This window comes from Chromohalobacter sp. 11-W (assembly GCF_029889905.1).
Taxonomy (GTDB): Bacteria; Pseudomonadota; Gammaproteobacteria; order Pseudomonadales; family Halomonadaceae; genus Chromohalobacter.
In genome coordinates, this window is sequence record NZ_JARANZ010000009.1 from 102,179 (window position 1) to 127,802 (window position 25,624).

Genomic DNA, 25,624 nt, shown 5'->3' on the forward strand with positions numbered 1-25,624 from the left:
CATCTTCCTTACTGGGGGCGATGCGAGCATCGCCCCCTGCTGACGACAGGACCCTCCATGTTTCCGAGTGGAAGCCAACCCGATGCCCGGGAAGTACGCGACTTCCCGCACCCGATCGTCGAGGAACCGGCACTGTTCATTCCGCTGCCCGACGGCAGCCTACTCGCGGCACGAATGTGGCGGCCGGCTGATGCCGAGACCCATCCCGTGCCCGCGATCATCGAGTGCATTCCCTACCGCAAGCGGGATGCCACCAGTGCCGACGACGAACGCATGCACCCCTACTTCGCCGGCCACGGCTACGCCGCGCTGCGTATCGACCTGCGCGGCAGCGGCGACTCGGACGGCGTGCTCGAGGACGAATACCTGGCGAGCGAGCAGGACGATATCGTCGCCGCGATCGCCTGGATAGCCGAACAGCCATGGTGCAGTGGCCGCGTCGGCATGATGGGCATTTCCTGGGGCGGGTTCAATTCTCTGCAGGTAGCCTCGCGCCAACCGCCGGCGCTCGGCGCGATCATCGCCGTTGGTGCCACCGTCGACCGCTATCACGACGACGTCCACTACAAGGGCGGCTGCGTGCTCAACGAGAACTTCGGCTGGGCAGCCTCATCGCTTGCTTTCATGTCGCGGCCGCCGGACCCCGCCTTGCGCGACGACTGGCGCGAACTCTGGCAGCACCGGCTCGCCCATCAACCCTTCGTCGCCGAGAACTGGTTCGATCACCCGACGCGCGATGCCTACTGGCGCCACGGCTCGGTATGCGAGGATTATTCGCGCCTGACGACGCCGACCCTGGCCGTCACCGGCTGGGCCGATGCCTACGTCAACTTCGTCGCCGAGATTCTCGAGCATGCGCCCTGCCCCCGGCGCGGTATCGTCGGCCCCTGGCCGCACGCCTACCCGCACCTGGCGATGCCGGGACCGACCATCGGCTTCCTCCAGGAAGCGCTGCGCTGGTGGGATCACTGGCTGAAGGATCGCGACACCGGCATCATGGAGGAACCGCTGTACCGCGTATTCTGTCCGTCCTTTTCCGAGGCCGATCCACAACGCCTCGACGTGCCCGGCGAATGGCTCGCCGAGACACAGTGGCCGAACCCATACATCGCTGCCCGCGACCTGGCGCTAGGCAACGGCGAGCTGCATGCCCCGAACGATGGCGCCGCCCGCCCCGGCGTGGCCAAACTGCGCGCGCCCGCCGACAACGGCCTGCAATGCGGCGAGTACATCCCCCACAGCAGCGGCCCCGAGATCGCTGGTGATCAACGCGGCGACGACGCCCACTCGCTGACCTACGACACCGACCCACTGGATGCCGACACGGTGATTCTCGGGCGTCCCACGCTATCCCTGCGGGTCAGCGTCGACCAGCCGCGCGCCAACCTGATCGTGCGCGTTTGCGACGTCTCGCCCGAAGGCGTGTCGCAACGCGTCTCCTACGGCGTACTCAATCTCTGCCACCGTGACAGTCACGTCACACCCTCCGAGGTGCCGTGCGATACGCCGCTCGACGTGACCGTGTCACTGAACCAGACCTGCTATCGCTTCACTGCCGGGCATCGGCTGCGCGTCTCGGTGACCACCGCCTACTGGCCGCTGGTCTGGCCGAGCCCTTATCCGGTGACGCTGACCCTGCATGAGGCCGACTCACGGCTCACACTGCCCCAGCGAGCCCCGCACGATACACCGCCCGTGCAGTTCGAACCGGCGGTGTTTTCAGGGCCCATGCAACATCGGATCGTACGCGCGGGCGAACAGTCCCGGGACGTCACCCACTCGCTGACCGACGGCTGGACCCGGCATGCCATCATCGACGACTTCGGCGAGATCGCCTACGACCACGGCCTGACCAACATCGCCTCGGCGGACGAGCGCTACGCCATCCACCCTGCGGACCCGGCCACCGCGACCATGAGCAAGAGCTGGCGCCAGGCCTTTCAGCGCGACGACTGGCAGGTACACACCGAGACCTGGGCGGAGTTGAGCTGCGACGCCGAGTGGTTCTACCTGGAAGCGCGCCTGCAAGCCTTCGAGGGCGACGAGCGCTTCATCGACCGGCGCTGGAAAACGCGACGCCGCCGACGCTGGGTGTAATACCGTGGGGAATACTAAGGAGAGTTCCAGTCTCTGAAATAGGATGACACCTATTGGCTTCAGAATGCCCGAGGCAGCGCCTCGGGCATTTTTGTGACATGCGTCAGCCCCACAATGACACCTCCAATGAACCATAGCGGTGCAAGGACTACGCTCTACGATAGCCAAGGCCCCGCGTTGCGGAGTTGATTGTGCACATTGCACGACTGATTGACTCACCGAAAAGCGGAAATCGACAACCTCGCACAGTGATTGCCATCACTACCCAATAGTGGAACGTCTTTTGCTTCATGCAGGGTGTAGCAAGACTACCTCCAGCTATTCATGCGGACTCTCCGCGGAGCATACGATGGAAAACTCAGACTACCCATTGAGCGAAGTGCCCAATAATGAACGTAAAGGGCTACTCTCAACCTCGGTTGTACTGCTCGGTTTTACCTTTTTTACCGCCACCATGTGGGCGGGCGGATCACTCGGCATCGCATTCCCGTTCGGTGAGCTGTTGGGGGTGATTCTTATCGGTAACCTGCTGCTGGGCGCCTATGCAGCGGCCCTGGCTTATATTGCTTGTAAAAGCGGCCTCAACTCCGTGCTGATGGGACGTTTCTGCTTTGGCGAGATGGGCAGCAAGCTGTCTGACTTCGTGCTCGGCTTCACCCAGATCGGCTGGTACGCCTGGGGGACCGCCACCATCGCCGTGGTGCTGGTAAAGACCACCGGCCTGTCGGCGTCGCTCGAGACTCCGCTGATGGTGCTGTTCGGCCTTGCCTTTTGCGTCACCGCAATGATCGGCTTTCGCGGACTGGATCTGCTTTCCCGCTTTGCCGTGCCGGCGATGATGCTGTTTATTCTGATCAGCCTTTACACCGGCATGGTGGACGTGGGTGGGCTTTCCGGCCTTGCGGGGCAGACGCCTTCCGAGAGCATGAGCCTTGCCGCGGCCATCACCGTGGTCATCGGCACCTTCATCAGTGGCGGCACCCAAGCCACCAACTGGAGCCGTTTCGCCCGCACGCCGAAGATCGCAGTGATCGCGACGCTGGCCGCCTTCTTCGTCGGCAACGGCCTGATGGTACTGACTGGCGCACTGGGGGCGATGATCTACCAGCAGGCGGATATCGTCGATGTGATGCTGGCTCAGGGCTTCGTGGTGCTTGCCGTACTGATGCTATTCCTCAACATCTGGACCACCCAGGACAACACCATCTACAACTTCGCCGTCGCCGGCTGCAACCTGCTGCGCACCGACAAGCGCAAGGTGGTCACCGTGGCCGGCGCTGCCATCGGTACCGTGCTGGCCGTGGGCGGCATGTACAACCTGCTGATTCCGTTCCTGGTGCTGCTCGGTACCTTCATCCCACCGATCGGCGGCGTGATCATGGCGGACTTCTGGCTCAACCATAAGGGCCGGTATCCGGCGCTGGCCGACGTCAGCCTGCCGGCCTTCAACTGGATCGGCCTGGCTTCCTATGCGATCGCCTCCGGGATGGCTTACTTCTCCCCGGTACTCCCGCCGCTGGTGGGCGTCATCGCCGCGGCCCTGTGCTACGCCATCCTGCTGAAGCTGCCGCTCGCCAGCCCAGCGCTGGACCCGGCCGAAGACTGATATGGCGATAACCTGCGCCGAAGAGCGGCGCTGATCAAGGTCGACGTGGCCAAGAGCAACGGTCCGCCTAGCTGCGGACCACCTCCTTGCGAAGACTCGGAACGCCAGGTACAGGCCACGGCCTCAGCCGCGGCGCTCGCGCTCCAGCCGCTGCGCCATCAGCGAAGCCACCAGTGGCGTATCGGCGTCGCGGTGGGTCGGCATCGCAAAACGCGCGGCGTCGATCTCGTCGGTGTCGATGTCGGCGCTGACGAGGGTCTCGCCGTCCTCGGCCCGTGCCAGCACTCGGCCATCGACGCCGACGATGCAACTGCCGCCCCAGAACCAAGCGTCACCTTCGGCCCCGTAGCGATGCGCCATGACCATCGGTGTGGCATACATCATGGCGTAGAACTTCAGGCAGATCAGCCAATTGCCTTCGTCGTCGAAGTCGCCGTCAACCATCCCCGTCGCCGCGTTGACCGGCGCCAGCATCACATCGGGCCGCTCCAGCATGGCCGCGTGAGCCAGGCCCGGATTCCAGAGATCGGCGCAGATCATCACCCCGCAGGCGAGCCCATCGGCGTCGGCGACGGTGAGCGCCTGCCCCTTACCGAAATGTTTGCCCTCCTCGTGCCCGCCGTAGGTACAGAGGTTGAGCTTGCGGTGCACGGCGACGACGCGGCCCCCACACAGGCACGCCATGGCGTTGGCGTATTCGCCGCGACCGCAGCGCTCGACGAAGCCCAACACGGTCAGCATATCGCCGGCGGCATCCGCCAGTTGGAGCAGACGCGGGTCGTCGCGCTCCATCGCGACCTCGGGGACACGCGTCCCCAGGTCGTAACCTGTCAACGAGAGCTCGGGGAACACCAGTACATCAACGTCCTGGTGGCGCGCCGACTCGATGACGCGACGATGCGTCTCGACATTGCACGCGACATCGGCCAAAACGCATTGAATCTGGGCGGCGGCGAGTCGGTAATTCGTTCGGCGAGTGCTCAAGATGCAGGCCTCCTGCAAGGCAAATCAAAACGCGACATTATCGCCGACGAGCATACGGCGAAGTCGTTGAATTTCCTATCGAACGCCCATTGCCACTGAAAATGAATGAGATGACACATCCTAATGCCCAAAACGGGGGGCACTCGCGAAGAGCGTGTTATGCTCTTCACATAATACGAACTTATAAAAAGCCTTTCATATAAGAAATTTATACGAGTTCAAACAAACCACTCCGATCGCGAGTGCGAGGTCCGTGCCGTGGAATTACTGCAATATTTTCTCGACAATCTCGAATTGCTGGGGACCCTCACCCTCGAGCACATCAGTCTGGTAGGTGTCGCGGTGGGGATCGCCACGCTGACCGGCGTTCCCATTGGCATCGCCATCACCAAAAACGAGCGCATCGCCAAGACCGTGCTCTACATCGCCTCGATCATCGTGACCATTCCCTCCATCGCGCTGTTCGGGATCATGATTCCGATCCTCTCGCTCATCGGCCAGGGCATCGGCTACATGCCGGCGGTCATCGCGGTACTGCTGTACTCGCAGCTGCCGATCATCCGCAACACCTACACCGCCATCAACAACGTCGACCCGGCCCTGCGCGAAGCCGCGCGTGGCGTCGGCATGAGCCAGAACCAGCGCCTGCGCATGGTCGAGATCCCACTTGCCGTGCCGGTGATCATGGCCGGCGTGCGTACCGCCGTGGTGCTCAACATCGGTGTCATGGCGATCGCCGCCTACATCGGCGCCGGCGGGCTCGGCACGCTCATCAGTCGCGGCATTTCCCAGTCCGACCCACGTCAGCTGATCCTCGGCGCCGTGGCCGTCAGCGTGTTGGCGATCATCGTCGACTATGCGCTGCTGGCCCTGCAGAAGCGGCTGACGCCCAAGGGCATGGAACGCGCCGCCACCACCTGATTCGCCTCCGCGCCACGCGCTGCAAACTACAACAGGCTGCCGACCCGACAAGGACCGCTTCATGATTCGACTCGATAACTTGACCAAGGTCTTCGACACGCCCAAGGGCGCGGTGACCGCCGCCGACCACATCAGCATGGAAGTGCCGAGCGGCGAGATCTGCATCCTGCTCGGCCCCTCCGGCTGCGGCAAGACCACCACCCTGAAGATGATCAACCGCATCATCCGCCCGACCTCGGGCAAGGTGTTCATCAACGGCGAGGACACCACCAGCCTCGACACCCAGGATCTGCGCCGCAACATCGGCTACGTGATCCAGCAGATCGGTCTGTTCCCCAACATGACCATCGAGGAGAACATCACCGTGGTGCCCAAGCTGCTGGGCTGGGACAAGGCCAAGTACCGAGAGCGCGCCCGCGAGATGATGCACATGATCGCGCTGGAGCCGGATGCCTTCCTCAAGCGTTATCCCAGCGAGCTTTCCGGCGGGCAGCAACAGCGCATCGGCGTGGCCCGGGCACTGGCCGCCGATCCCCCCGTGATGCTGATGGACGAACCGTTCGGCGCCATCGATCCGATCAACCGGGCGGTGATTCAGGACGAGTTCCTGAAGATGCAGCAGGACCTCAAGAAGACGATCATGTTCGTCAGCCACGACATCGACGAAGCGATCAAGATGGGCGATCGCATCGCCATCTTCCGTGAAGGCAAGCTGGTCCAGTACTCGGAGCCGGACGAGCTGCTCGCTGCGCCCAAGAACGATTTCGTCGAATCCTTCCTGGGCGAGGATCGGGCATTGAAGCGCCTCAACCTGGTCAAGGTCCGCGATCTGGCCAGTGAGGAAATCGGCCTCGTCCGCCCGGACGACACCCTGGCCACGGCACTTCAGCGCATCGAATCCTACGGCTACGTGAACAGCATCGTGATGGTGAACCACAAGCGCCAGCCGGTGGGCATCATCACCGCCCCCGTCGCCCGCACCACCCAGGGCCATTGCCGCGATCACTACCAGAGCGTGCCGGTGGTGGTCAGCCTCGACGACGACCTGCGCAAGGTCGCCTCGCTGATGTTCGCCCACGACATGACCTGGGTGCCTTGCGTCGACGACGACGGCCGCATCGTCGGCCAGATAACCCAGCGCGCGATCACCCATCACCTGGGGTCGCGCTACCGCGCCCATTCCAAGGGCGATGACGGCGTCGCGCTCGACGAGGCCTCTCCGTCATCGGCCCCCAAGGAGTAAGCCCATGCCGACGCTGAATCTTGCCGGCGCCGGGCGTTTGCTGGTGCTGGTGGCCGTCTTCCTCGCTGGTGTCTGGAGTCAGTCCAGCGGCGTGATCGACGACTTCATCTTCTATCTGCCCGACGTCCATTACCTGGCCGTGCAACACCTGTGGCTGACCGTCATGTCCGGTGGCCTGGCGATCCTGGTCGCCATCCCGCTGGGCATCTGGCTATCGCGCCCCAGCATGGCGCGGGTCGCCGAATCCATGATGCAGGTCCTCAACGTGGGCACCACCATCCCCACGCTGGCCGTGCTGGCGCTGTCGATGAGCTTTCTCGGCATCGGCACCGTCCCGGCGGTCTTCGGGCTGTTCGTGGCCACGCTGCTGCCCATCGCCCGCAACACCTATACCGGGCTCAAGGGCGTCGATCCGGCCCTCAAGGAAGCCGCGGCGGGCATCGGCATGTCGCCCACCCAGCGCCTGCTGCGGGTCGAACTGCCCAATGCGCTGTACGTCATCTTCGCCGGCATCCGCACGGCGCTGGCGATCAACATCGGGACGGTGCCGCTGGCCTTCCTGATCGGCGCGGGCGGTCTCGGTGAGCTGATCTTCACCGGCATCGATCTCTACGACCCGGTCATGATGCTCTCCGGCGCGATTCCCACGGCGTTGCTGGCGGTCGTGGTGGACATGCTCATCGCCATCACCGCCTTCGTGGTAGTGCCGCGCGGGGTGAATCCGGGCCGCGCCTAGCGGACGCCCTCGACGGCTCGAACCCGACAATCAACCGCTATCCAACAAGCAACGGCTGTCCAACAAGCAACGAAAGGAGCGACACCATGAAAACCTTGATCCCCCTGCTCACCGGCGCAGTGCTGGCCGGCAGCCTGGCCACCGCCCAGGCGAACGAGATCGTGGTCGGCGGCAAGAACTTCACCGAGCAGCAGATCCTTTCCAGCATGACCACCCAGTACCTGGAAGGCCTCGGCTACGACGTCGAGAAGCGCGCCGGGCTGGGCTCCGCCGTTCTCCGTCAGGCTCAGGAAAACGGTCAGATCGACCTCTACTGGGAATACACCGGCACCTCGCTGATCAACTACAACGACGAATCCGCCGAAGGGTTGACCGTCGACGAGACCTACCAGAAGGTCAAGGAACTCGACGCCGAGAAGGGCCTGGTATGGCTCGAGCCCTCCGACGCCAACAACACCTACGCGCTGGCCATGCGCGAGGCAAGCGTCGAGGAAACCGGCATCACCTCGCTCAGCGACTTGGCCCAGGCGGTCAACGACGAGCAGGGGCTGACCTTCGCCATGAACGCTGAATTCTACGCCCGTGAAGACGGCTGGCGCCCGCTGCAGCAAGCCTATGACTTCCGCGCCAGCCGGGGCGACGTCAAGCGCATGGACTCCGGCCTCGTCTACCAAGCGCTGCGCGACGAGCAGGTCGACGTGGGGCTGGTGTTCGCCACCGACGGCCGCATCCCCGCCTTCGACTTCCAGGTGCTCGAGGACGACCAGAACTTCTTCCCGGCCTACGCGCTGACACCGGTGGTGCGCCAGGCGACTCTGGACGCCAATCCCGAGCTGGCCGAGCAGATGAACACCCTCTCCGGCCTGCTCGACAACGACACCATGTCCACCCTCAACGCCCAGGTCGATGTCGACAAGACGCCCATCGAACAGGTGGCCGAGAACTTCCTCGAGGAAAACGACCTGCTGTAATCGTCGTTCCGCAGACAGCGGGCACCGTGCCGGCCGACGGCGCACGGTGCCCGCTGCCTTCCCCTTCCCAGGCAAGAGTGTCATCCATGCGACAATCCCTGCTCCCGCTGATCGGCGGCCTGGCTCTCGCCAGCACCCTCGTCAGCCCCCTCACCAGTACCGCCGCCCACGCCGAGGACATCACCGTCGGCGGCAAGAACTTCACCGAACAGCTCATCCTGTCGAGCATGACCACGCAATACCTCCAGGCCCATGGCTACGACGTGGACCAGCGCGCCGGCATGGGCACCACGGTGCTGCGCCGCGCCCAGGAGAGCGGCCAGGTGGATCTCTACTGGGAATACACCGGCACCTCGCTGATCAGCTACAACAAGGTGACCGAGGACCTCTCGCCGGAGGCCACCTACGAGCGCGTCAAGGAACTCGACGCCGAGAAGGGGCTGATCTGGCTCGAGCCCTCCGAGGCCAACAACACCTATGCCCTGGCCATGCGGAAAGACGACGCCGAAGCACGCGGCATCGCCACCATTTCCGATCTCGCCGACGTCATCAATGGCGGCCAGGAGCTGGTGCTCGCCTCCAACGCGACCTTCTACTCGCGCGATGACGGCCTGCGCCCGATGCAGGAGACCTATGGCTTCGAGTTCGGCCGGCGCAACGTGAAGCGGATGGACCAGGGCCTGACCCTGACCTCGCTGGATCAGGAAGAAGTCGACGTGGCGATGACCACGGCGACCAACGGGCGCATCCCGGCCCTGGACCTGACCGTCCTCAAGGACGACAAGCACTTCTTCCCCGACTATGCGCTGACCCCGGTGGTCCGCGAGGAAACGCTCGAGGCGAACCCCGATCTCGCCGAACGGATGAACGCGCTCTCCGCCCTGCTCGATGACGGCACCATGGCGCGCCTCAACGCCAAAGTCGACGTCGACAAACAGCCCGTCGAAAAGGTCGCCGAGCGCTTCCTCGAGAAGCACGACCTGCTGTAACCGGCACGCGGAGCCAGGCTCCGCCGCCGACCGCGACGCGGGCCGCCTCATACCGGCCCCGTCTTTCGTCACGCCTTTCTTCGCCAGCACCCGAGGCCACTGCCATGCACGACCATGCCCCCCTCGACTGGATGCACGGGGTCGATCTCTCCGCCCTGGACGACGCCCACCTCCACCAGGCCAAGCGCTGCCTGCTCGATCTGCTGGGCGTGGCCACCGGCGCCACTCGCACGCCGCTGGCCGACAAGGCCACACGCTTCGTGACCTCCCAGCATGGCGGCGACCGCCCGCTGCTGTTCACCGCCGGAAAGGCCTCGCCCACCGGCGTCGCCCTGCACGGGGCCTGGCTGATCGACGCGCTCGACGCCCATGACGGCCAGGTGCTGACCAAGGGCCATGCCGGCGTGGCCCTGCTTCCCGGCTTGCTAGCGTTGCCCGAGGTGGCCGACCTCTCCGGGCGTGACTTCCTCGCCCTGCTCGCCTACGGCTACGAGATCGCCACCCGCGCGGGGATCGCCCTGCACGCCACCAGCCCGGACTACCACACCTCCGGCGCCTGGAATGCCCTGGGGGTGGCCGCCGTGGCCGCGCGTCTGCGCGGGGCCGATGTCGAGACCTTGCATCATGCCCTCGGCATCGCCGAGTTCTACGGCCCGCGCAGCCAGATGATGCGCTGCATCGACCATCCCACGATGCTCAAGGACGGCTCCGGCTGGGGCGCGATGACCGGCATCTCCGCCGCCCTGCTGGCCGAGGATGGCTTCACCGGCGCCCCGGCGCTGACCGTGACCGCGCCGGACGTAGCCGCTCTCTGGCAGGACCTGGGCGAGCGTTGGTATCTCCACGAGCAGTACTTCAAGGCCTACCCGGTCTGCCGCTGGGCCCAGCCCGCGGTGGAAGCCGTGCTGTCACTGCCCGCCGAGCAACGCGACCCCGCCGCCATCGCGCGCATCGAGATCGTCACCTTCCACGAGGGCAAGCGCCTGCACGTGACGCACCCGACCACCACCGAGCAGGCTCAGTACAGCCTGCCCTGGTCCGTCGCCTGCGCCCTGGGCCGAGGCACCGTGGATGTCGCCGGCGTCAGCGACGAACTCGACGCCCCGGATCTCAAGGCCCTGGCCAGCAAGGTGGAAATCCACGAGGATGACACCTTCAATGCGCGCTTTCCCGCCGAGCGCTGGGCGCGCGCCCGGCTGCATCTGGAAAGCGGCGAGGTCATCGAAAGCGCCGACTTCGAGGCGCGCGGCAACCCCGATCGCCCGCTTTCGGACGCCGAGATATTCGCCAAGTACTGGGCGCTGGCCGAACCAGTGCTGGGCGAGCGCGCGGCCCGGCTGCACGACGTGGTGATGAGCCTCGAGACACGTCCGGCAAGCGACCTGCTGGCGCTGCTCGGCGCACCCACGTTTTCCAAACAATAGCGAGACGCCACCATGCACTACCAGGACCACCTTCGCGTCGGCGCCGCGCAGATCAACGCCCGCCTCGGCGATGTCGATGCCAACCTCGAACGCCATCTCGCGTTCATCGCCGACGCACGCCGCAAGGGGCTCGAATTGCTGGTCTTCCCCGAGCTCTCGCTGACCGGCTACGGCCTGGGCAACCGGGTGATCGACGTGGCCTGCCCGGCTCATGATCCGCGCCTGGACGAGCTGGCCCGCGCCGCCGGCGAGATGCAGGTGGTGATCGGCTTCGTCGAGGAGGCCAGCCCCGGCGAGTACTACAACGCCCTGGCGATTCTCCAGCACGGCAAGCTCCAGGCCGTGCACCGCAAGCTCAACCTGCCCACCTACGGTGGCCTGGAAGAAGGCAAGCTGTTCACCCACGGCAGCGAGCTCACGCATCTTCCGGTGTGTCCCGGCTGGTCGGCGACCTCGCTGATCTGCGCCGACCTGTGGAACCCGGGGCTGGTGCACGCCGCCCTGCTAGCCCGCCCCACCGTACTATGCGCACCGATCAACTCGGCCTCTGGCATCGTCAGCGACGACTTTTCCAACGAGCAGAACTGGGCCGTCAACCTGCAGTTCTACGCCATGACCTACGGCACCCCCGTGATCATGGCCAACCGCTTCGGCCCCGAAGGCGACAGCCACTTCTGGGGCGGCTCACGCATTCTCGGCCCGCGCGGCGACACCCTCGCCCTGGCCGAGGACGGCGAAACGCTGATTGAAGCCCAGCTCTCGCGCACCGCCATCGCCCGCGCCCGCTTCGAGCTCCCCACCCACCGCGACGCCGATACGCCACTGGTACGCGAGTTGATGGACGGCTATCGCTGAACCAGGCCCCAAACGACACTCGGCGCCTCCCAAGGGAAGGCGCCGAGTGTGTGAAGCGGCGTCTAAATAGTCAAAGGCGAATCAGTCGCGGCGATACGTCCCCACCAACCGGCTCATGCCCAGAATATGCGGCTCAAGCTCGTTGAGCAGTTCCGGCTGCGTCAGTCCCTCGGGCAGTTCGGTGAGGGTATCCAGCGCCAGCACCCAGAAATAATACTGGTGCGGCCCGTGGCCCTCCGGCGGCATGGCACCTCCATAGCCGATAGCGCCACCATCGTTGATGCCGGCAGTGCCCGTCTTCGTGCCTTCTTCCAGCGAGGTGACATCCGCCGGCAAGTTGTAGAGCAGCCAATGGACGTAACCGTAGCTGCCATCCTTCACCAGCGGCGCATCCGGATCGTGGCAGATCACCGCGAAGCCCTTGGTCCCCGCCGGCGCATCCTTCCAGCTCAGGGCCGGGGACACATCGTCACCTTCCGCCGAATGGCGCTTCGGAATCGTCCCATTCGGCGTGAAGGCGGTGCTTTCGACTTGCATGCTGGACGGTGCAAAAGGCATGGCGATCCTCCCATGAAACGCATTGAAACGATGAACCGAGCAACGCCCTCGCGGCGGCTCTTCCCTACAAGGTGGTGGCGCAAGCGGAGGATTCAACCCGTTGGGCGGACAGTAGGCAAGGATCAGCACTATATGCCAAGGCACCGATCCTTCTATGTATAACGCCGCCAACACGCGCAGTTTTGAAGTGAGGCGTAGCCGCAACGGAAAAGCTGTCGCAGTGATTGGCCTGATTATACCGACTGTTCGATTCTATCGTGAATGGACTCCAACGCTTTGATTGCGTCAGCCGCGCATACAAACGCATGACTAATTTCGTCGCCGCAGCCATCAAGTATAGGCAACCGCAACTCAATCTGACTCGAGTCACTGACATATATTTCCACTTCGATGAACGAAAGGTCAGCGCCCCCATCGCACTTTGCGGTACGTAAAATGATACATTACCAAGGGAGGGGTTTAGGCCAGAGCTGCTTGCTCTATCCAGCCGCCCGTGCTTGAGGATTAGCAAGGTCAGCACATACAGTAAGCTCAACATAGCTATTTACTGCATCCTCGACCATTTTCTTAGTAACCCCGAGGGCATTCGCACGTGCTTTCAGATAATCTTTGTTTTCCAGATCCAGATCAAAAGATTGAAGACGCTTTCCTGGATGACTTCGTGAGACTTCACCCCTCGGATAATTTAACTGTGCGTTTTTCCATTCGGGAAGGTGTAGTCCCACGCAGCACTCTCGCCGTGGTGTTCCTTTGTAGCCGAAACCAGCCGTCCGAGGCGCTTGAACAGTTCTTGAATCTGGACTTCAGTCATTTTCTATGATCTTCAATGCTGCCACCTACCAGGGCGGTATAATGTGCGAATTTACCGGACTGTGCGGCTTTTGCGCAGGTCCGATGAAATGATGGGTCGGGCTGCACTTCACTTTCCTGCGACGGAGCGCAAGACCTGTTGCAGCGATTCCAACGACAAGAGCTCATCCGAGAGGAATACGACCATCCCTCCGTTTTCTTTTGCCTTTGAAATAGGTCCATTCTTCTTGTCACAAGTGAGCACGATGCTGTCAAACGAGGCAGCTGAAACTGCGGTATCGGCTTGGTTTGCTGAGAGGCCCGATCCCTTCTTAGGCTTTCCGAGAAGGGAGGATTGGATTTCTTCTCGAGCATACCAATGGTGCTCCTTATCCGACTGAAACGTGCCTCGCCCGAAGCCAGCGTATGTGGCTGGCCCATCTGCTGGGTTGGCTTCGGCAAACCCAAATGTTGCGGTTGTGACGACTTGATTTTGTGCGATGCTTTCATGGATGTATTGTTTCAGCGATCTTTTTTCAGAGCCATCTTTCCCGAGGTCCGGTATCGCACTGATTTCAATCTCCACTTCACGCATTATGTACAGTGCGAAGTCTTCGGGTGGTAATTCACTTCTGAGATCGATATTTCTATCGAAGAGGAAATTCCAAGCATTGCTATCAATCACTACTGAAATTTTCATGGCGTAAGAGCTATTTTAGTTAGGCATGACTTGGGCACTTTTTTGTGCGGCCCAACGCCTCTAGCAGAGGCACCAGCTCCGCTAGCGCTGGGGAAGTCCAAGGTCCGCTGGAACGCCTTGTTAAGGTGCTGAAGCACAGCTTCAAGTCCAGCATTCAAGGGTTTACGACCTTGATACAAGCTGCCCTTGAGTTAAGAATTTCACGTAGCTCGTTAGCTTCGCTCTCTCTCACCCCGGGTTTTAGTTCGATATACATTGCACCAGTGTTGCTAACGAATGGTAATTGCTGGCTTTCGGGATAGCACTCCAAAGCCCATACGGCACCATCGCCATGGGGTAATTCTTTCAGAATGTATCGGTAATCCGCCTTGCTTGTTCCCATTCTTATTCCTTGAAATATGTTTTGTACGTTTTCACACCTAACACTTAAATCAACCGACGCGTTAGCGGTCGGCTGCATTTACTTGCCAGCTGCCTAATCGACAACAGTTTGAACATGCTTCATCACTTTTTCTGATAACTCAAAAAGATCTTTAGCGCTTATTTCATACGCTTCAGATATTTCGAATACACCTTCAGCATCATTCACTCGCCGTGACCCTGGATCAGGATAGCGACCAGCCCATAGTACAAAGTGAGTAAGCCCCTTCAATATTGCTAGTTCTTTCTCACTCAAGTCCGGAATAAACTTGGCCAGATCATCAAGTCGATGGTGGAAGTGTTTCTTTTCCTGTCTTGTAAACTCTTCCGCTCCAAGCCGCATTAAGATCATGGCTTTCAAGCAAACCTCAAGGCTATAGCCAACCAACATTAAAACCACAGCATGATATTGACTGTGACATATGGTTCGAATACTCGGAGGCATACTTTCAAAGGTTGGGGAACTCCGCGCCAGGCAAACAGCTGCTTCGCTTAGCGCATTAGCATGGCTTAACCAAAGAACTGGATTCTTCAAATCTTTAACCGTTGGCGGTTTGGTGATATCTATTTCGAAGCCGTTCGCAGTCGCAAGTGCTCCCCATTTATGCCACGCCAGAGCGCTATAACCGAAAGGATCCTTGGAAAATCCATCTTTGTCTGAGTACATGAATGCCTCCTTACGCAGCTAACGCCAGCAATAAACGGCGCCCTGACAAGGGCGTCCGGTAGAGGCCCATCGGGCCGGAACGAATTTAATTGCCTTGTTAAAAACAGATGCGGATTCCGCTTACAGCCAGCGCTGACGCCAATAGCCCGAAAACTGTAAATGCGGATCCAGCCCATAGATACCTGCGTTTGCTATCAAGCACACGGTTTTTATGTGTCTTAATTTTATCCGGAATCCGGATATCGATTGCCGACTTTCTCGGAAATACGCCCGTAAATGCCAGCACAAGACCGATGAAGAAGGCGGACAGTATCACTATACGGAAGCCTTCAGGCACATCTGATTTATATAGAAAAGCAGCGCCACCACCAAGCAGAGCCACATTGATGGTTATCAGCAACTTCAGAACTTCATTAGCTGTTCCAATGTTGGCTTTTACCGTTTCGTAGCCCCACTGAATGTAAAAGGCCTCATCCTCGGTGACGGCCCGAGCTTTACCTTGAACGATTTTATCGTCTGTCATTGGTCAACTGTGACCGAGTTTCTTGTGCCACAATTTGGACAATTGACAACGTACGTAGGTGGCCTCGGAACATTATCGTCCATCAAAAACATAGTTGCGCCTTCCGTCTCAAACGTGGCTAGCTTATCGCAATTTGTGCATGTGTAAGTTACTGATGCCATAGCCTCTCTCTATTTTTAACAGGTATTAGACAGCGCGCTCGTTTTCCCACTTGAACGAGCAGCCGCGTTCAACAATCTTATCTATCCCACCCTTTCGCTCTTAAGTTGTTGATTTTAAAACATACTAAGAACAGTTCGGCGCGTTACGCAGAATTCGCGTGTCTGCTACCTTTGCCGGCTCTATCACCTTGGAACCAGCACGATCTCCTACCCCGCTGCCGTGTGAGCCACGCTACCGCCATGCAAAGCACTGAACGCTTCACCACCCGGTTCATCAGGTTGTATCGGCGACATCGAACAATACTTAACCTAGCGCGATTTAACGTCGATTAACATAGCGTTACACGAAAGGCGTAGACGCAGAAACGCCCACGCCGGTGTGAGCGGCGCAGGCGTAGGGTTCAGGCGTGCGGGTGGTTCAGGCGTGCGGGTGGTTCAGGAGGGGAAACTGAACAGGGCGGCTTTCTGGGCGGAGCACTTCGCTTTCTACCGGCTGGTTTTCCGGCGGTCCATCGCCGCGGCAATGTCTTCTTCGTGCTCTTCGCCCCAGCCGCAAAGCGGCTCCATGGCCCGCACCAGACTTGCCCCGAAGGGCGTCAGCGAGTAGTCGACGCGCAGCGGGATCTCTCCATAGTCAGTTCGCTGGACGATGCCGTCGGACTCGAGCTCCTTCAACTGCTGGATCAACATTTTGTCGCTCACGCCCCGGACGCTTCGCTTGAGCTCGCCGTAACGCGTCGGCCCCTTGTCTAAAAAGAACAGAATCAACGGCTTCCACTTCCCGGAGATCACGTGCAGCGTCGCATGCAGGCCGCAAATGAAACGTGGGTTTTCTGAGTTTTCTTTCGCCATAACGGGTACTTACCAAAAGGTGCATACTTGAACATTTGTAAGCGGCTTATATATCGTTAAAGCGAATCGAGTCAATACACGGAGATCCAACCATGAGTCGGCTACACGGTAAAATCGCAATGATCACAGGCGGAGCCAGCGGCATCGGCTTGGCCTCGGCCCAACGCCTTATCGAAGAAGGCGCCTTTGTCTTCATTACCGGACGGCGCCAGGACGTCCTCAACAACGCGGTTGAGGCACTGGGATCCAACGCCCGGGCCGTCCAGGCGGATGTAACGAAGCCGGAGGATCTCGATCACGTATTCGAAACGATCCAGAAAGAAAAAGGCCACCTGGACGTTCTGGTGGCCAACGCGGGCGTCGGCGAATTCGCCAGCCTGGGACAGATCACCGAGGCGCACTACGACTACATCTTCGACATCAACGTCAAAGGCACCCTCTTCACCGTCCAGAAGGCCCTGCCCCTGATGAAGAACGGCGGCTCCATCATCCTCACCGGTTCCACGGTGGGCAGCATGGGCACCCCCGCGATGAGCATCTACAGCGCCTCCAAGGCGGCCGTCCGAAATCTGGTGCGCAGTTGGGCCCATGATCTCAGGGGCACCGGCATTCGCGTGAACGTCATGTCTCCTGGCCCGACCAAAACAGACAAGCTGATGGAACTGCTCCCATCCGAAGCCCTGAGCGAGATGAACCGGACCGTACCGCTTGAGCGTCTGGGCGATCCCAAGGAAACCGCAGGCGCGGTGGCGTTCCTGGCGTCCGACGACAGCAGCTTCATGACGGGGAGCGAGGTGTTCGTTGACGGGGGCTACGCGCAGGTTTAGGGGCTAGGCGAAGAACGGGAGGCATTGAAGCAAAAGGGGTCAGATAGATTTAAAACCGGTCAGCTTGGTAAAAACAAATCAACCTGCCGCATTTACATTGATCGACATAGAATCGATCTGCCCCTTTAATTTGGGCTTTCCTTACACATAACGCCTTGCATATACAGCGACCCGTCAGGGGCGTCCGGTGGAGGCCCGTCGGGCCGGAAAAAATTTAATGCATTTGTCGGGCGCGCGCTCATGGAAACGAGAACAGGTTGACAAGTAGCCCGTTCGGGTCCGCTACCATAAACCGCCTCATCCCGAATTCCTCATCGCATAGGTCGTGTGACAATTCGAAACCACGGGCCTTCACTGCAGCGTATGTCGCCTCAACATCTTCGACCTGCACCGATATGATGACGCCCTGTGCAGGGTATTGGAAAGGCCGAGGGGTAAACTCATGGTCGAGGCGCATGATACCGATTTGCAGTTCCGGCTTTTCGGGCGACGCCATCTGGATGTACCAGCCCTGATGCTCGAATCCAACGACAAAACCCAGCAACTCTTTGTAAAAGTCGCGGGTCTCTTCCATCTTGTCAGTACAAATGTTTGGTAGCAGCCTCGTAACGGCGGTGCCTTCAGTCATAGTTTACCCGCTTGGTTTGATTAGTTCTCGATGCTCAACGCAAAACTTTGTGGCAATTTTGGAACGCAGCGGAGAAACTGCCCGACAGAAGCATTGTAATACGTAAATTTAACCAGCCTTAAACTGTCCCCATTCGACCAGAAACTGATATTAACTTAACCCCCTTAACATAACAATTCTAATATTCAATTAAATATTGACTCGATATTAAATCCGAACTCTACAGCATTTTTATAACTCAAAAATCTCTTCATCTCGCGCAAACTTCCTTTCAATAAGATTTTCTCTAACCTTACTCACATCAGACGTGTAAATCACATGAAGTAAACTATTCTTTGCCCGAGTTGATGTAACATAGAACAATCTCCGAGTGCGATCCAAACCGGTTTCTTCACCAGCATCCTGTTTTTTTTGGCTTGCTTGAGAAAGCTTCTTTGCACCAAAATACTGTTCGTAGGAAAATAAGAACCCGCCAGCTTCATCGTCATCCATCACGACCATTACACGCTCGAATTCGTTACCCTTGACGCCTTGGTGGGTTCGAAATATTGAGTTCTCATCAATGTAGTCCTTATAGTTCTGAATCTGGAAGAAGTCGCTCTCCAAGGCGTCAGCCCAAGCAGCAATCTCGCTGTCATCCCGCTCTTCAGGTTCGAGGCCAACCTCTGATCTTGCCTTTTGGTCTGACTTTGACTCAGTATCAGTTTCTTTCAAATTCGCCACAAACGACTGCAGCTTTTCTGGAATTCTCAGTAGTTTGTGCTCAGCAAGTACCTCTAGAACTTCGCGAAAGCTAACCTTATCATTTGAAACCACGTCTCTAAATGCATGTTCCGCAGCTCGGGCATTAGCGAGCGGGTCATCCTTGTCTGCGTCAAGTACACTGGCTTCCAGCAGTGGAGACTTGCCTTCTCTCAAGATATACATCAACTCTGCTCGTCTTTGCTTCCGGCTCGCCTTAGCCAAAGGAAAAACAATGCTAGAGAAAAAATTCAGTTCGGTATTTTCACCTTCAGCAATCCGCTCTTTAATTTTTTCTGATCTTGATAGATTGTCCCAAAGATCATCAAAACCAAGCCGACGCCCAGCCATTTTATGTTCCAAAAGCAAGATAGCGGTTTCTTTAGATTTAGTATCTTTCCAGCCCGCGTCACCCGTAACTCCCGCCATGATCTCACGTATATTCTCTTCGACTTGGTCTTTGTCTGGAACACCGTGCGGCAGTAAGAAATATCGAACGTAACCTTCCGCAGCCCCATCTCGGGCAAACTGGTTACGCTTATCATCCTCACTACGAATTTGATTAGCCAAACCAACGATGCGCCGCGCTGAGCGATGGTTCATCTTCTTGCCGAAAGTAGTCCAACCGCTTGGCTTAGTCTTACCCAACGCAGGCTCACCCCCGCCAAAGATACGCTGCATCGTATCTCCAAATAGACCGATAACTACTTTATCCGATTTGCCTGTATTCAGCTCAAAGAATGCGTTAACTACGTCTTTATTTGTATCCTGGCTTTCATCGATAAACATGAAAGGAAATTTGCTTACTATAACTTCCGCCATCATCGGCTTAGTGATCAATAAGCTTGAAAAAATCTTAATAACATCTGCATGCGACAATGCATTCTGTGAAGAGTTTACGCCGTTTGGATCGTAAATGAATGAGCGAGGTTGCGCCAACCATTCAATCTTCTTATTCAGACGGATAATATCTCTTTTTCGAGCATCGGAAGCCTTGCCTTCGCGGCCTTTCCTTTCTTTTTCCGCGAGATCTTCCAAATCAGCTGGAATTTTTTCCAAGTACCACTTACGTATGTCCTCATTAAAACCAGCAATAGCTGACCAACAAAAACTATGAATCGTGGAAACCGAGAATACCGGACTTTTCTCAACCCGGTCTGCGATTTCATCGGCTGCATTGTTAGTAAAGGTTACAACGGCAATTTGCTTTCCTTGTCGAACAAAGCTATCAGAATGCTTTTCTTTTAGAAATTCAAGAGCCTCCTTAAGGGAGAAGGTTTTGCCTGACCCCGCCCCCGCGAAGGTAATAAAGCTTTTTTCCGATCCTATGCGAAGGCACTCTTGGATACCTGCGTCAACAGTACTGTCATAATCGATAGGTTTAGTTTCCGCCAGGTAAAAATCTTCTGACATAATGTTCCCCTACGCTTTTGGTGAAAGTTGGGCTTCCAACCAGCTAAGCCCATCGATCATATATCCGGGGGGGTTGAAGCTATTCGCCTCGTTATCCGCGAGATGGAAGAGGCAATTGAAGGCAAAGTCTCCCTTATTTAGGCCTTGCAGATATTCATAAAGTGACTCAGATAATGATTTAGTGCCGTTTTCAAATTCCGTTTTCGCGTCTTTTATCCTCGTTTTTTTATGAAAAAAATCATCCTCAAAATTCGCTAAAATCAATGCATCTTCAAAAGTTCTAGATAAAACCTCCTCCCCAAAAACCTGTGTTGGCTTTTGATAAGCAATGTGAAGTGGTGCACCGTTGCTTGTTGTTTCAAGCTCCTCTTTTGTTAAGGCCACCAAGTCATCTAACGCTTCTTTCTTTGGGTGCCATTTCTTCAAAGTATCATTGTTTGTCCTCTGACCATCATTCTTTTTCGGGAAACACGATTTCTCCGTGTTATCAACTGAGTCAAGGTCTGTCAGCACTAGAGTTGCCACCCCAAGCTTCTCAACTAAATCTCTGTACTTATGCGTGTGTGCACCGTTCACCTCAAGTATAGAGATGTACCGACTCGACAAATTCGGGAAGCTCTTAGAAATAAACTCAGGCACGAGAAGACTCTCGGCTTGGCCTTCAACAAAAATTACGCCATCGGCGAAGAAAATGTCGCAATGAGTAAGCTTCAAATGTTTTCTAACAAATAGAAGCTCCTCTTTCGGCTTTGAAAAAAGCTCTGACATGTTTGCAATTGATGTATGGTCCATTTCAATGGACGTATTCGCACTATTGCGCCGGAAATAACGTAAGTCTTTGAAGTCAATATCGTTGATAATATGACTTGAGTGAGTGCTAATCACGAGCTGAGTCTGGTATTCAGACTTATCTTTTCTGGTTTCCTTATCGCGTAAATCGGCATGGTTTCGCAATGTATCATAAGCTTTCGATACAAATACGCGCTGGACTTGCGCGTGAAGGTTAACTTCCGGTTCTTCGAGCAATACAATATGAATTGGCTCAATCTGCTCTTCGACATTACCTTCTAAAGAAGCCGATTTACCAACGCGCATCCATTTATCGCGGAATTCAAGGAGTCTGAAGGTCAGATATATTAAATTCTGGTAGCCCAACCCCAAGTAGCTTTCAGGAAGAAATTCCTCTTCCATTTTATCAAAACGATATCGAACAGATGAAGATTTTTGCAGCGCATCTGTGCCGCTAATTTTCGCAGAAATTTCAACAATTGGGTTTCCCCCGATACCAGGGTAGCCCATACTTTTTAGCTCTTCGAAAGGTGCTTCAAACTGAGTATTCAACCTATCGGTGAAGTCCTTTTCTAACTTTTGTTGTTGCCCTAAAACATTAAGGTCGCCGGCCTCAGGGAAATCTTCTGGGTTCAATATACGTTCATAATACTCACGAAGTAACTTATTGAGTCGCTGTTTTTCCGAATATGGCCCTTTTTGGTCTGTGTGATCTTCAGCTCCTAGACCGCGTTGCTCGGATATAACGTCTACACGAATTAATTTTTTCAATGATTCGGGTTTGAGAGGCTGAAGAATTTCTTTAGCAGTAGTCTTCGCTTCTTCAGTAGGCCCTGTCTCTTTGCTCAAAATATAGTGCTTTTGTTTAATAAACTTACTAAAATTCCGACCCTTCTCCAAAAAATCGCATAAGTCTTTAGGCCACAGACTTACATCCCCTGTGTGTTTGGAAACTACACCTCTCGTATCAACGAACTCACGACATAGTTGGGATATATCGACCGCCTCGTAAGTTATGCGAACGAATAGAGCGCCACCGCGCCATTCCAAATCTGGGAGAATGTCACGAACTTTATATGCCTCACTAGCTTCCGCTGTGATCTCGACGTCTAAACTCGGCAATAAACTAACCAGTACATCCGATATTTCCTCCATTTTCTCACTAGCAGGAAATTCCTGCTCTACTTGCTCGCCCAGTCTGTTGATTTCCTTCCAATTCCGCTTCGACATATCTCGAATTCTTAAGTTGTCTGGACTTTTCAAGAAGGTGTGTAGCGCTCCAATACAGGACGTTTTTCCACTATTATTAGCGCCGACAAGCACAGTTGTTTTGTCATCAAGAACCAAAGTTACATCGGCCAGCCGTCTGTAATTTTTCAAAGCGAAGGAGGAAATTTTCATTGATCAAAACCTTAAAAACTGTGGGTCAAAAAAACAGGGGGTCGCATTTAATATTAATTTTCGCTACTTTTCTGCCAATGCCCGCTTAGAGTCGAAAACCACCTCTCGTTCGATGCCGTATGACGCGAAGCGAAGCGGCGGCCCGCCAGGGACGTCCGCTTTAAGCGAATTATTATTCCTTAGTCTCTTTAAATGCGGTTAGTTTTTTTAGCCTCTCTGAGTTCCCTAACTTTCTATAGATGGATATTTCATATTCAAGCGTAGTCAAAGGAAGCGTATGCCCATTAACAAAAAAATCTTCAATCTCACATTTCCACTCATTATTATCCTCCCAACAACCTTTTATTAAATTGACAGGATCAGCCATTATTTCAATTTGGATTGATCGATAATCAAGCACACAAAAATAGGACTTAATCGTACCACATTCGCTAAAACTATATTCTCTCGCGGTACATTCTTTGAGAAGCTCTGAAATTAGCTCACCACCTCTTTCTGTTGTAATTATGTCAACATCATTCAATTCGGCAACGATTCCTCGTATGTAATGGTTTGCTCCCCCCGTAATAGCCCACGGCTCATCAACATCATATAGCTTATCGCAAAGCTCAGAAATAATTTGTATTTGCTTAGATCTCCACCCTTCTTTTAGATAGTCTTTATTCTTCTCCCAAACCCCATTTGGAATATTTGGAGTAAGTGCTTTTGCTTCGCTATATCTAGTGAAAGCTTCTAACAAAACACTTTCTTTTGCTGCTGGCGCTTGAGAAAGATAGCTGTCAATATTTTTCATATCTTCTGTAGTGGCTCTGTATCGCAATGTTGAGGTTAAGAATTCATAAAGCAACCCCAATGAAAGAAGACTGTAGACTAACCGAATTGGCAATAAATCTGAGTTGACCTTCACATATGGAATGAATAGAAGTATGGAGATCAAAATAAATGCAGAACAGGCGCCTAAAATGGCAAGATTTCGTCGATAGGACTTATCAAACAGATGATAATTGAAGTAAGCATTTTCATGTATCAACCTGCGCAATTTTGCAGCATGCAATACTGTCTTATTTTTGGGGATTTCAGCGTTTCTTGAATGCTTTTCCTTTTTTCCTTCGACCTTTCTCCTAACGTAATTACTGGTTTTTTGCTTTTGGTTCTCTATCATCGCAACATCCATGGTTTTGACAGAAAGATCCGACAGCATAAGTTGCTTTTGAAAGCTATTACCTAAATTGTATAGAGCCGTTATTTTTTGCGCTAGACCCCACAAAGAAAATTGAATTACGAATATCCCAAGAGCAAGAAAGTAGAGATACCTTTCGCCTGCGTAGACTGACAGAGAAATAAGGAATAGAATTCCGAATAAAAAGCAAACCCTTAATCTAGAGTAACGTTCAGCCTCATCAAATATTGATTGATAATAATATTCCAAGTCTTGTTTCACGGGTTCTCCCTTCTTGCGTAACAGGTATTAGACGGCGCGCTCGTTTTCCACTTGAATGAGCAGGCGCATTCAACAATCTTATCAAGCCCGCTTTGTCGCTCTTAAGCTTTTGATTTTAAACACACTAAGAAAAGCTCGGCGCGTTATGCAGAATTGCAGGCTCTATCACCTTGGAACCAACACGGCCCCCTACCTCGCTGCCGTTTCGGCCACGCTACCGCTAAGCAAAGCACTGAACGCTCCACCACCCGGTTCATCAGGTTGTATCGGCAATACCAAACAATACTTAACCTAGCTTAATTTAACGTCGATTAACATAGCGCTACACGAAAGGCGTAGGCACAAAAACGCCCGCGCCGTGTGAGCGGCGCGGGCGTGGGGTTCAGCCGTGGGGGTGGTTCAGGAGGGGAAGCTGAACTGGGCAGTTTCCTGGGCGGAGCGCTTCGGCCAGCGTTGGGAGATGGCCTTGCGGCGGGTGTAGAAGCGCACGGCGTCGGGGCCGTAGGCGTGCAGGTCGCCGAACAGCGAGTCCTTCCAGCCGCCGAAGCTGTGGAAGGCGACCGGGACCGGCAGCGGGACGTTGATGCCGACCATGCCGACTTCGATGGCGTCGGCGAAGCGGCGCCCGGCTTCACCGTCACGGGTGAACACGCAGGTGCCGTTGCCGTACTGGTGGGCGTTGATCAGGGCGATGGCGTCCTCGAAAGTCTCGACGCGCACCACGCACAGCACCGGGCCGAAGATCTCGTCGCGGTAGATGCTCATCTCCGGCGTGACACGGTCGAACAGCGTGGCGCCGAGGAAGTAGCCGGGCGAGCCTTCCACCAGCGGGTGCTCACGACCGTCGACCACCAGGTCGGCGCCGGCGCGTTCGCCCTGCCCGATGTAGTCGGCGACCTTGTCGCGCTGGCCTTCGTTGATCAACGCGCCCATGTCGAGACCGCGCTCAGTGCCCGGGCCGATCTTGAGCTCGCGGGCCTGGGCAGCGAGACGCTCGACCAGGGCGTCGGCGGTGGCGTCACCCACGCACACAGCGACGGAGATCGCCATGCAGCGCTCGCCGGCACTGCCGTAAGCGGCGCCGATCAGGGTGCTTGCGGCGTTGTCGAGATCGGCATCCGGCAGCACCACGGCGTGGTTCTTGGCGCCGCCGAGGGCCTGCACGCGCTTGCCTTGCCGGGTGCCGCCCTCGTAAATCTTGCGGGCAACGGGAGTGGAGCCGACAAACGACAGCGCACGCACCTCGGGCGCTTCGATCAACGCGTCGACGGCCTCGCGATCACCGTGGACGACGCTGAACAGCCCCTTGGGCAATCCGGCTTCGTCGAGCAGTTCGGCCATCTTCACGGCGGCCGAGGGCGTCTGCTCAGAAGGCTTCAGGATGAAGGCGTTGCCGCAGGCCAGCGCCATGGGGTACATCCACAACGGCACCATGGCCGGGAAGTTGAACGGCGTGATGCCGGCGACCACGCCCAGCGGCTGATGGTTGGACCAGGTATCGATGCCCGGCCCGGCGTTGTGGGAGTACTCGCCCTTCAAGAGTTCCGGCACGCCGCAGGCGTACTCGACGTTCTCGATGCCGCGCTTGAGTTCGCCCATGGCGTCCTCGAGCACCTTGCCGTGTTCCTCGCTGACCAGCGCGCAGATCTCGTCGGCGTCGCGCTCGAGCAGGGTCTTGAAGCGGTACATCACCTGGGCGCGCTTGGCCGGCGGCATGTCGCGCCAGGCGGGCTGGACTTCACGGGCGGCATCGATGGCGCGTTGCACGGTGGCGGTATCGGCCATCGCCAGGCGGCGAACCGGAGCGGCGGTGGCCGGGTTGAGCACGTCGATGGTGCGCTCGCTTGTCAGTCGCTCGCCAGCGATCCGGTGGTATACGTCTGTCATA

At 56.8% G+C, this 25,624-nt stretch carries 22 protein-coding genes; 10 read left to right on the plus strand and 12 right to left on the minus strand.

What is annotated here, in order from left to right:
• Positions 1-57: 57 nt before the first annotated feature.
• Positions 58-2,097 carry a CocE/NonD family hydrolase gene (locus OP494_RS13490; protein WP_280541468.1) on the plus strand — a complete coding sequence of 680 codons (2,040 nt, stop codon included), beginning with the start codon at positions 58-60 and terminating at the stop codon, positions 2,095-2,097.
• Positions 2,098-2,446: 349 nt separating this feature from the next.
• On the plus strand, positions 2,447-3,703 hold the full coding sequence (gene codB, locus OP494_RS13495; RefSeq protein WP_280541469.1) for a cytosine permease: 1,257 nt from the start codon (positions 2,447-2,449) through the stop codon (positions 3,701-3,703).
• A gap of 123 nt (positions 3,704-3,826) precedes the next feature.
• Here the strand turns inward: codB and OP494_RS13500 are convergent, their stop codons facing one another.
• Positions 3,827-4,687 carry a nitrilase-related carbon-nitrogen hydrolase gene (locus OP494_RS13500; RefSeq protein WP_280541470.1) on the minus strand — a complete coding sequence of 287 codons (861 nt, stop codon included), beginning with the start codon at positions 4,685-4,687 and terminating at the stop codon, positions 3,827-3,829.
• Positions 4,688-4,945: 258 nt separating this feature from the next.
• Here OP494_RS13500 and OP494_RS13505 point away from each other — a divergent pair, with 258 nt between their 5' ends.
• The 7 genes from OP494_RS13505 to OP494_RS13535 all read left to right on the plus strand — a co-directional run bounded on the left by OP494_RS13505 (position 4,946) and on the right by OP494_RS13535 (position 11,826).
• Positions 4,946-5,608 (plus strand): ABC transporter permease, encoded by a 663-nt coding sequence (locus tag OP494_RS13505; RefSeq protein WP_247640419.1) that lies wholly within the window; start codon positions 4,946-4,948, stop codon positions 5,606-5,608.
• 61 nt (positions 5,609-5,669) lie between these two features.
• Positions 5,670-6,851 carry an ABC transporter ATP-binding protein gene (locus OP494_RS13510; protein WP_247640388.1) on the plus strand — a complete coding sequence of 394 codons (1,182 nt, stop codon included), beginning with the start codon at positions 5,670-5,672 and terminating at the stop codon, positions 6,849-6,851.
• A gap of 4 nt (positions 6,852-6,855) precedes the next feature.
• The gene (locus OP494_RS13515; protein WP_097023069.1) at positions 6,856-7,587 is read left to right on the plus strand and encodes an ABC transporter permease; all 732 of its coding nucleotides are present in this window, start codon (positions 6,856-6,858) and stop codon (positions 7,585-7,587) included.
• An 86-nt stretch (positions 7,588-7,673) separates the two neighbouring features.
• Positions 7,674-8,558, plus strand: coding sequence for a glycine betaine ABC transporter substrate-binding protein (locus tag OP494_RS13520; RefSeq protein ID WP_247640389.1), 885 nt, complete (start codon positions 7,674-7,676; stop codon positions 8,556-8,558).
• Between the two features lie 86 nt (positions 8,559-8,644).
• Positions 8,645-9,547, plus strand: coding sequence for a glycine betaine ABC transporter substrate-binding protein (locus OP494_RS13525; RefSeq protein WP_280541475.1), 903 nt, complete (start codon positions 8,645-8,647; stop codon positions 9,545-9,547).
• Between the two features lie 104 nt (positions 9,548-9,651).
• Positions 9,652-10,971, plus strand: a complete 1,320-nt coding sequence (locus OP494_RS13530; RefSeq protein WP_280541477.1) for an MmgE/PrpD family protein — start codon at positions 9,652-9,654, stop codon at positions 10,969-10,971.
• 12 nt (positions 10,972-10,983) lie between these two features.
• Entirely contained in the window at positions 10,984-11,826 is an 843-nt protein-coding gene (locus OP494_RS13535; protein WP_280541478.1) for a nitrilase-related carbon-nitrogen hydrolase, read from the plus strand.
• Positions 11,827-11,907: 81 nt separating this feature from the next.
• Here the strand turns inward: OP494_RS13535 and OP494_RS13540 are convergent, their stop codons facing one another.
• The 6 genes from OP494_RS13540 to OP494_RS13565 form a co-directional block, all read right to left on the minus strand.
• Positions 11,908-12,384 carry a YbhB/YbcL family Raf kinase inhibitor-like protein gene (locus tag OP494_RS13540; RefSeq protein WP_280541480.1) on the minus strand — a complete coding sequence of 159 codons (477 nt, stop codon included), beginning with the start codon at positions 12,382-12,384 and terminating at the stop codon, positions 11,908-11,910.
• Between the two features lie 479 nt (positions 12,385-12,863).
• Positions 12,864-13,109, minus strand: a complete 246-nt coding sequence (locus OP494_RS13545) for a hypothetical protein (RefSeq protein ID WP_280541482.1) — start codon at positions 13,107-13,109, stop codon at positions 12,864-12,866.
• 194 nt (positions 13,110-13,303) lie between these two features.
• Positions 13,304-13,873, minus strand: coding sequence for a hypothetical protein (locus tag OP494_RS13550; RefSeq protein WP_280541484.1), 570 nt, complete (start codon positions 13,871-13,873; stop codon positions 13,304-13,306).
• 475 nt (positions 13,874-14,348) lie between these two features.
• Positions 14,349-14,960 carry a hypothetical protein gene (locus OP494_RS13555; RefSeq protein ID WP_280541486.1) on the minus strand — a complete coding sequence of 204 codons (612 nt, stop codon included), beginning with the start codon at positions 14,958-14,960 and terminating at the stop codon, positions 14,349-14,351.
• 97 nt (positions 14,961-15,057) lie between these two features.
• Positions 15,058-15,483, minus strand: coding sequence for a hypothetical protein (locus OP494_RS13560; RefSeq protein ID WP_280541487.1), 426 nt, complete (start codon positions 15,481-15,483; stop codon positions 15,058-15,060).
• A 647-nt stretch (positions 15,484-16,130) separates the two neighbouring features.
• Entirely contained in the window at positions 16,131-16,496 is a 366-nt protein-coding gene (locus OP494_RS13565; RefSeq protein WP_133697208.1) for a helix-turn-helix domain-containing protein, read from the minus strand.
• Positions 16,497-16,588: 92 nt separating this feature from the next.
• Here OP494_RS13565 and OP494_RS13570 point away from each other — a divergent pair, with 92 nt between their 5' ends.
• Positions 16,589-17,323 (plus strand): SDR family oxidoreductase, encoded by a 735-nt coding sequence (locus OP494_RS13570; protein WP_280541491.1) that lies wholly within the window; start codon positions 16,589-16,591, stop codon positions 17,321-17,323.
• Positions 17,324-17,561: 238 nt separating this feature from the next.
• Here OP494_RS13570 and OP494_RS13575 read toward each other — a convergent pair whose 3' ends face one another.
• The 5 genes from OP494_RS13575 to OP494_RS13595 form a co-directional block, all read right to left on the minus strand.
• Positions 17,562-17,951 carry a VOC family protein gene (locus tag OP494_RS13575; RefSeq protein ID WP_280541493.1) on the minus strand — a complete coding sequence of 130 codons (390 nt, stop codon included), beginning with the start codon at positions 17,949-17,951 and terminating at the stop codon, positions 17,562-17,564.
• A 231-nt stretch (positions 17,952-18,182) separates the two neighbouring features.
• Positions 18,183-20,105, minus strand: a complete 1,923-nt coding sequence (locus tag OP494_RS13580; RefSeq protein ID WP_280541495.1) for a UvrD-helicase domain-containing protein — start codon at positions 20,103-20,105, stop codon at positions 18,183-18,185.
• A 9-nt stretch (positions 20,106-20,114) separates the two neighbouring features.
• Complete coding sequence (locus tag OP494_RS13585; protein WP_280541496.1) at positions 20,115-22,295, minus strand: AAA family ATPase; 2,181 nt, start codon at positions 22,293-22,295, stop codon at positions 20,115-20,117.
• Between the two features lie 172 nt (positions 22,296-22,467).
• Positions 22,468-23,736, minus strand: a complete 1,269-nt coding sequence (locus tag OP494_RS13590) for a hypothetical protein (RefSeq protein ID WP_280541498.1) — start codon at positions 23,734-23,736, stop codon at positions 22,468-22,470.
• 399 nt (positions 23,737-24,135) lie between these two features.
• Entirely contained in the window at positions 24,136-25,623 is a 1,488-nt protein-coding gene (locus OP494_RS13595; protein WP_280541500.1) for a CoA-acylating methylmalonate-semialdehyde dehydrogenase, read from the minus strand.
• Position 25,624: the final 1 nt, after the last annotated feature.